Here is a 5,494-nt window from a genome sequence, read left to right as displayed (position 1 = left end):
AATCACTAGTACCCCTCGTCCGAGGCTTCTAGCATCTGGCATCCACCTGCATTACAATTAAAGCCGCAAACAGGACAAATGGCTTTACGCTCGGGTTCCACGGAAAAAGTATTGCCACAGCGGCTGCATCGGAAACTTAAGGGAGCATTATCTGCTCCTGCTAGGGGCCCAGCCATTTCCCTTTTCCCTCCTTAAAGTTTATACCTTCCACTTTATTATGCCTTCTATCTCCCTCGGCTATAACTTACAACAATAAACTTCCACTACAGATAACTTACAACAACTAGCCTTCCTCTACCAGTCCGTCATTTATCCCTCCTCGTCTTCCTGTTAAGCCATGACTAGCAATAATAAAACCACCTGTAACATCCAGGTGGCTATATTTCCATGGCCGCCTAAAATCTTTTTATCCTTTACGCTTTAAGCGTATACATCTATCCCTAATTCATTTTAACCGAAGCGACCAGTAATGTAATCCTCTGTACGCTTATCCCGTGGTCGGGTAAAAATCTCCGGTGTAGGACCATACTCCACTAGCTCACCGTCGAGCAGGAAGGCAGTATAATCCGAGACACGAGCTGCTTGTTGCATGTTATGGGTTACGATCACTATGGTATAATTTTTCTTAAGCTCCACCAGGAGATCTTCGATTTTTAAAGTGGAGATAGGATCTAAAGAAGCACAGGGTTCGTCCAGGAGCAAAACTTCAGGCTCTACAGCCAAGGCCCGGGCAATGCAAAGGCGTTGCTGTTGTCCCCCTGAAAGGCTAACTCCCGAAGTATAAAGCCTGTCCGAGACCTCCTCCCATAGTGCAGCCATGCGCAGGCTACGCTCCACTATCTCTTCTAGTTTAACTCCCGGTTTTAATCCGTGTATCCGGACGCCGACAGCTACATTTTCAAAAATAGACATGGTAGGAAAGGGGTTTGGTTTTTGGAACACCATCCCGATACGGTGCCGCACCTCGGTGGGATCGACTCCAGGAGCATATAGGTCCTGACCGTCAACCCAAACATGCCCCCGCACCCGAGCACCAGGTACGACTTCATGTAGCCGGTTCAAACAACGGATAAAGGTCGACTTACCGCACCCGGAAGGTCCGATAATGGCCGTTACTTTATTAGCTTCTATCTCCAGATTAATATCCTTCAGCACTTGGTTCCGGCCATACCAGGCATTTAAATTCTCTACCTTTATCTTAACTGACAAAGGCTTATTTCCCCCCGTTAACCTTCTTGGCCGCAAGCCTTGCTGCTATACTGGTTCCCAAAACCATACTTACTAGTACTAAAGCTGCTCCCCAGGCAAGGCGATGCAAGTCTTCGTAGGGTGTGGTGGAGTAAGTAAAAATATACACAGGCAGGGACGCTATACGCTCATCCAGTCCTGTGGGCCAGTACCGGCTATTCAGGGCGGTAAACAACAAAGGAGCAGTTTCTCCGGCCACCCGAGCTGTAGCCAGCATGGCCCCAGTCACTATCCCACCCAAGGCGCTGCGAAGAACTACGCTCCGGATAGTACGGCCTTGCGTAGCACCCAAAGCTAGGGAAGCTTCCCGCAGGCTGTGCGGTACAAGCCTTAGCATTTCTTCCGTAGACCTGGCCACCAGCGGTAGCATAATTATGGCCAGGGCTATACCGCCCGCCAGGGCCGAAAAGCGCTTCATGGTTAGAACTACGGTGCTATAGACCACAATACCGACGATGATGGAAGGCACACCAGTTAAAACATCGCATAGAAAACGAACAGTAGGGGCTAAGCGGTCTTTCCCGAACTCCGCTAAATAAATACCGGTAAGGATACCTAAAGGTAAAGCTATACCAGCCGCCAATAAAACAAGGATAATGGTACCCAAAATGGCGTTGGCCAGTCCACCCCCGGGCTCTCCCACCGCTTTCGGAAGCTGAGTAAAAAACTCCCAGTTCAAGGCAGGTAACCCTTTAATACCCACATATACCAAAATGCTGGCTAAAGGTACTAGGGCTATACCGGTGGCTAATACTGTAAGGAAAAGCATGAACCGGTTCCACCATTTCCGCTTAAACTTCCGGCTTATCATTAGTCCCGGCTCACTCCTTGAGATATGCTAACTTTCCAAACCAAAAGGCGGGCGATGATATTTACACTGAAAGTAATTATAAAGAGGAGTAAGGCTGAAGCGATCAAGGCTGACAGATGTAGCTCATCAAAACCTTCGCTGAATTCATTGGCTATTACGCTGGCTATGGTTTGGCCGAGATCAAACAAAGAGGCCGAAACCTGGGGCCTGTTTCCGATCACCATGGTCACCGCCATAGTCTCTCCCAGGGCTCGGCCTAAACCCAAAATAATGGCCCCTATGATTCCTGACCGCCCGTAAGGCAGGACAGCCCGGCGGATGGTTTCCCAGCGGGTGGCCCCTAAGGCCAGCATGGCCTCTCTTTGGGATTGGGGTACTGCGAGTAAAACTTCACGTGAAACCGCTGTGATAATAGGAAGGATCATGATGGCCAGCACCATTCCCGCCGCCAGCATCCCTACCCCCAAAGGCGGTCCCTGGAACAGCGGTAGAAACCCCAGGGTTTTACCCAACAGGGGTTGTACCACATCCCGTAGCCAGGGTACTAATACAAAAAGCCCCCACAGCCCGTATACCACGCTAGGAATGGCAGCCAGAAGTTCCACTAAAAAGGAAAGGGGTTCCCGGAGCCAGGGGGGAGCCAATTCCGCCAGGAAAATAGCTACACCCAAACTTAAAGGTACAGCCAGGGCCAAGGCCACTAGAGAAGAAACTAAGGTGCCATAGATCAAAGGCCAGCTTCCGAACTTACCGTGTACAGGATCCCATTCAGAGCCTGTAAGAAACCCTAATCCAAAGCGACTAAAAGCCAACTCCGAGCCGCGGAACAACTCATGAGCCATAACTATAATTATAAACACGATGCTTAAGGCAGCCAGACGGGTTATTTGCAGGAAAAAAGTATCTCTCCCTTTGTTCATCAAAAAAGCCTCCAACAGGAAGCGTTAATACTTTAATCGACAGGTTCTATTATAGCATAAAAAAGATTCGGGCAAGGGTAAGAAATACGTTTTAAAAAAGGGGATCTCCGAGAAAAACCCCGGAATATCCCCTTTGTATAGCCAACTTATTCCGCCCCGGGTATTTACTTAATAAATGGTGTACCTTGGTAGTTCATCTGTTTTATCTTGGCTTCGGCCATCTTTACGACGTTCTCGGGCAGGGGGGCATAAAGCAGATCTTTAGCATATTTTTGGCCGTCATGGATGGCCCACCACAGGAACTTGGCCAGGGCTTCACCTTTAAGTTTGTCCTTCTGGTCCTTATATACCAAGATATACGTGTAGCCGGCGATGGGATAGGCATCATCACCCTGGGGATCCGTTATAGATACCCGCATATCTTCGGGCATATTAGCTGCCGCACCAGCCGCGGCTGCCGTAGTGGTATCCAAGGTGGGTTCTACAAACTTGCCGGCCTTGTTTTTAATTAACGCGTAAGGGAGGTTGTTCTGCACTGCATAGGCTAGCTCGACATATCCTATGGCGCCTGGGGTCTGTTTTACAGTACCTGCCACACCTTCATTACCCTTGGCTCCAATACCTACCGGCCACTGGACTGAAGTTCCGCTTCCTACTTTTTCCTTCCAAGTAGGGCTGACCTTGCTCAAGTAATCAGTAAAAATGTTAGTAGTGCCGCTGCCATCAGAACGGTGGGCCACAACTATTTCCTTGTCGGGAAGCTGGAGATCAGGATTAAGGGAGGTGATTCTGGTATCGTTCCACTTTTTAATGTTACCTAAGAAGATATCGGCAATCACTTCTGGGGTAAGTTTCAAGCCGCTTTTTATTCCTTCTAGATTATAGGTAATCACTACGGCTCCGGCAACTGTAGGGAGGTGGATTATGGCTTTAGGGGCTTTAGCTAGCTGTTCATCCTTCATGGGGGCATCGCTGGCCCCAAAATCAACTGTTTCCTGCAAGATATTATTGATCCCGCCGCTACTCCCTATGGATTGATAATCGATGGTTACTTGAGGATTGAGTTTCTTATACTCTTGTATCCATTTGCTGTAAAGAGGATAGGGAAAGGAAGCTCCGGCTCCGTTAAGACTTACCGAAGCTTGCTGCCCAGCTTGATCAGGTGTAGCCTTCCCTTCCTGTTTGGAGGACCCGCACCCGGCTAAGCTTAAGGCTAGCGCTACTATAGCAGCTCCTACAAGAGCCTTACACCAGCCCTTATCCCTGGAATTAAGTTGCATATTAGCCTATTTCCTCCTTAAATAGATCATAAAAACAATTTTCCCTGGCAGGCTTGGCCTACCAGGGTTCATTATACAATCCTTCTGTTAATTCTCAATTACCCACTGGTTAAAGTTATGTTAAACCTCCCTTAGAGCCCTTTCCAAATCGTCTTTGAGATCCTCAGCCTCCTCTAACCCCACGGAAAGCCGTACTAAATCAGGAGTTATACCCAGGCGCTCCTTTAAGTCCTCCGGGAGGCTGGCGTGGGACATAGTGGACGGTAGGGAAATGATACTCTCCACCGCCCCCAAGCTTGACCCGATCACCGGAAGACGTACATTGTTTATCACCCGCCGAGCCAATTCTGCATTAGACAAGCGAAAGGAGAGCACTCCTCCGGCGCCGCTAGCCTGCCGGAAGTGGATTTCCCGGCCGGGATGTTTAGGCAAGCCGGGATAATACACCGCCTTTACTTCTGGTAAACCGGCCAGCCATCCGGCCAAGCACGCCGCCGTACGCTCCTGTTGCTCTAAGCGCACCTTTAAGGTTTTAATCCCCCGCAAAATGAGCCAGCATTCATGGGGAGCCAGGACCGCACCCAGGGTATTCTGCACCACCCCCAGTTCCCGGGCCAGACGATTATCCCGGGTTATCACCAGCCCAGCCAGACAGTCGCTGTGGCCCCCTAAATATTTGGTGGCGCTGTGGACTACTACGTCTATCCCCAGCTCCAGGGGCCGCTGAAAATAGGGCGTCATGAAGGTGTTATCGGCAATAGTTATGAGGCCTCTGGCCTTAGCGAGGGCTGCCATCGTTCGTAGATCGGTAATTTTCATGAGGGGGTTAGAAGGGGTCTCCAGGTACAATCCTTTGGTATTACCTTTGATCCTGGCTGCCACCTGTTCAGGATCCGTGGTATCCACGAAGGTTATCTCTAGGCCGAAGCGGCTGAACACTCTGGTGAGGGCCCGATAGGTGCCGCCATAAATATCCTGAGAAACTAGTAAATGATCACCGGCGGAGAAAAGGCACAAGGCGGCCGTTATAGCTGCCATACCGGAAGCGAAGGCAAACCCGTATCTCCCGCCTTCGAGTATTGCGATGGTCTCCTCTAAAGCCCTCCGGGTGGGGTTACCCGTTCGGGTGTACTCGTATTCGCCTACCTCTTCTAGGTTTTCCTGGGCAAATATGACGCTCTGGTGGATAGGAATGCTAACTCCGCCGGTATAAGGGTCTTGGGACCATTTGTTGT

6 protein-coding genes are annotated in these 5,494 nt (G+C 49.9%); all 6 read right to left on the bottom strand.

Annotated features, from left to right (window positions below; translation table 11 throughout):
• Positions 1 to 5: 5 nt before the first annotated feature.
• Positions 6 to 176, bottom strand: coding sequence for a hypothetical protein (locus tag L5656_RS10345; protein WP_297202661.1), 171 nt, complete (start codon positions 174 to 176; stop codon positions 6 to 8).
• Between the two features lie 274 nt (positions 177 to 450).
• On the bottom strand, positions 451 to 1,209 hold the full coding sequence (gene pstB, locus L5656_RS10340; protein WP_297202659.1) for a phosphate ABC transporter ATP-binding protein PstB: 759 nt from the start codon (positions 1,207 to 1,209) through the stop codon (positions 451 to 453).
• Between the two features lie 4 nt (positions 1,210 to 1,213).
• Positions 1,214 to 2,017, bottom strand: a complete 804-nt coding sequence (gene pstA, locus L5656_RS10335) for a phosphate ABC transporter permease PstA (RefSeq protein ID WP_297202657.1) — start codon at positions 2,015 to 2,017, stop codon at positions 1,214 to 1,216.
• Between the two features lie 41 nt (positions 2,018 to 2,058).
• Positions 2,059 to 2,979: a phosphate ABC transporter permease subunit PstC gene (pstC, locus tag L5656_RS10330; protein WP_297202655.1), complete on the bottom strand. Its 921-nt coding sequence runs from the start codon at positions 2,977 to 2,979 to the stop codon at positions 2,059 to 2,061.
• Between the two features lie 164 nt (positions 2,980 to 3,143).
• A complete protein-coding gene (gene pstS, locus L5656_RS10325; RefSeq protein WP_297202653.1) occupies positions 3,144 to 4,259 on the bottom strand; it encodes a phosphate ABC transporter substrate-binding protein PstS in 1,116 nt (371 codons plus the stop codon).
• A 120-nt stretch (positions 4,260 to 4,379) separates the two neighbouring features.
• The coding region (locus L5656_RS10320; protein ID WP_297202651.1) for a trans-sulfuration enzyme family protein at positions 4,380 to 5,494 on the bottom strand (1,115 nt) is incomplete at its 5' end.

This window comes from Thermanaeromonas sp., assembly GCF_021890735.1.
Taxonomy (GTDB): domain Bacteria; phylum Bacillota; class DSM-521; order Neomoorellales; family Neomoorellaceae; genus Thermanaeromonas.
This window is presented reverse-complemented; position numbering and strand designations above follow the sequence as displayed.